General features: G+C 73.4%; 1 protein-coding gene and 2 pseudogenes. 1 reads left to right on the top strand and 2 read right to left on the bottom strand.

Annotation, left to right across the window (positions count from 1 at the left end; all coding sequences use genetic code 11):
* Window positions 1-569, bottom strand: a pseudogene (locus D8M29_RS10935) (hypothetical protein); the annotation flags it as partial.
* A 165-nt stretch (window positions 570-734) separates the two neighbouring features.
* Here D8M29_RS10935 and D8M29_RS10930 point away from each other — a divergent pair.
* Window positions 735-1,868: pseudogene (locus D8M29_RS10930) on the top strand (acyl-CoA dehydrogenase family protein).
* A gap of 86 nt (window positions 1,869-1,954) precedes the next feature.
* On the opposite strand, the gene D8M29_RS10925 reads toward D8M29_RS10930, so the two are convergent.
* Window positions 1,955-2,272 (bottom strand): enoyl-CoA hydratase/isomerase family protein (locus D8M29_RS10925; RefSeq protein WP_148111594.1); only part of this gene is annotated, 318 nt, incomplete at its 5' end.

The raw sequence follows: 2,272 nt of genomic DNA, 5'->3' as shown, positions 1-2,272 counted from the left end.
GGGGCGGCCAGCAGCCCCGGCATGGGCACGCGGGTCTCGGCCCCGCGGGGCAGCCGTCCGGCGGCGACGAACGCGGCCATCCGCTCCGGCGCTCCGGCGGGCACCGACTGGAACCAGCCGGTCGCCTCGACGACGCGACGCCCGTCCGCGTCCTCGAGCCACGCGCGGGCCACGCCGCCGCCGGCATCCCAGGCCAGCGGGCGGGTCCAGCACTCCAGCAGCGGGCCGTCCTCGTCCCCGGCCGTGACCGCCGCCGCGTCGAAGGCGGGCAGCGGGCCGAGCACGTTGACCTGCAGCTCGGTGGTGACCACGGTCTCGATGTCCCGGGCCGCGTGGTGCACGGCCACCGCGGTGGCGTTGTCCATGATCACGGTGGCCGCCGCGCCGGTGGGCCGGCCGTCCAGGTCGAGGCACCATGGGCCGACCTCGAACGCGGCAGGGTTGAGGGCGCCGTCCCGCTCGGTCATCAGCGCGTGGCGGCGGATGCCGAACAGCTGTTCCGTGCGGCCGGAGGGGTGGGAGCGGGGGCCGGTGGGCGAGTCCGCGGTGGGGCTGGTGGTGGTCTGCACGGGGAGCACGCTAGCCCACGGCCCGGCGGCGACACGGCTGATCATTGGATGTCCTATTATCATGGTGATGACAGTCACACCCTGTCGCCGCCCGCGGTGTCACCCCCGCACCACCCCGTCGTGGACCGCCCGCGCGGCCGGCCCGAGCCCCAGGAGGACGAACCCATGTTCCCCATCACCGACGACCAGAAGGCCCTGGTCGACGCCGTCCGCGACTTCGCCGAGCAGCGCGTCGCCCCGCACGCCCTCGACTGGGACGCCGAGTAGCATTTCCCGGTGGACGTCCTCGCCGAGGCCGGCGAGCTCGGCCTGGGCGGCATCTACGTGGGGGAGGAGCACGGCGGCACCGGCCTGGCGCGCACGGACGCGATCCTGATCTTCGAGGAGCTCGCCAAGGCGGACCCGGCCTTCGCCGCCTACATCTCCATCCACAACATGGTCGCCTGGATGATCGACTCCTTCGGCAGCGACGAGCAGCGCGCCCGCTGGATCCCCGACCTCGTGGGCATGGAGCACCTGGCCAGCTACTGCCTCACCGAACCCGGCGCCGGCTCGGACGCGGCCGCGCTGAAGACCCGCGCCGTCCGCGACGGCGACCACTACGTCCTCAACGGCGTCAAGCAGTTCATCTCCGGCGCCGGCTCCTCCGGCTACTACGTGGTCATGTGCCGCACCGCGGACACGGGCGCCCGGGGGATCTCCGCCGTCGTGGTCCACAAGGACACCCCCGGCCTGTCCTTCGGCCCCAACGAGAAGAAGATGGGCTGGCACACCCAGCCCACGCGCCAGGTGATCTTCGAGGACGTCCGCGTGCCCGTGGCCGACCGCCTCGGCGAGGAGGGCGACGGCTTCCGCATCGCCATGAAGGGCCTCAACGGCGGCCGCCTGAACATCGGCGCCTGCTCGATCGGCGGCGGCCTGGCCGCCCTGGACAAGGCCACCCGCTACCTCAAGGAGCGCAGCGCGTTCGGCGAGCCGCTCACCACCAAGCAGGCCCTCGTCTTCGAGCTCGCGGACATGTCCGTGAAGCTGGAGACCGCCCACACGATGCTCATGCGCGCCGCGGACGCCCTGGACCGCAACGACCCGGACACCGTGCGCCTGTGCGCCATGGCCAAGCTCGTGGCCACCGAGTCCGGCTACGAGGCCGCCGACACCGCCCTGCAGCTGCACGGCGGCTACGGCTACCTGCACGAGTACGGCGTGGAGAAGCTCGTCCGGGACCTGCGCGTGCACCGGATCCTCGAGGGCTCCAACGAGATCATGCGCATGATCGTGGGTCGCGGCCTGATCGGCTGACGCCGGGGGCCTGCCCGGTCGCCCGCACAGCACGGCGCCCCGCGGTCACCGCACGTGACCACGGGGCGCAGTCCGTCGGGGCGGGCTCAGCCGAGCTGCAGCGGGTCCACCCCGGACACGGGCTCGAAGTGCCCGGCCACGTCCTCGGCCGAGACGTCCTCGAGCCGGGCCGGGCTCCACGTCGGATCCTTGTCCTTGTCCACGAGCAGCGCGCGGATGCCCTCGGCCATGTCCGGCTCGCGCATCAGGTGGGTGCCGATCGTGAACTCCTGGCGCAGCGCGTCGGCCACGGTCAGGTCCGCCCCGCGCGCGGCCAGTCGGCGCTGGGCCTCGTGGGCCACGGCGACGGCGGTCGGGGACTTGGTGCGGATGGCCTCGGCGGCCTTCCCCGCAGCCTCGGCGTA

Origin of the sequence: Micrococcus sp. HSID17227 (genome assembly GCF_003989405.1) — a bacterium.
GTDB lineage: Bacteria > Actinomycetota > Actinomycetes > Actinomycetales > Micrococcaceae > Micrococcus > Micrococcus luteus.
Note: the sequence above shows the minus strand (reverse complement) of the source record. Positions and strands in the feature narration are given on the sequence as shown.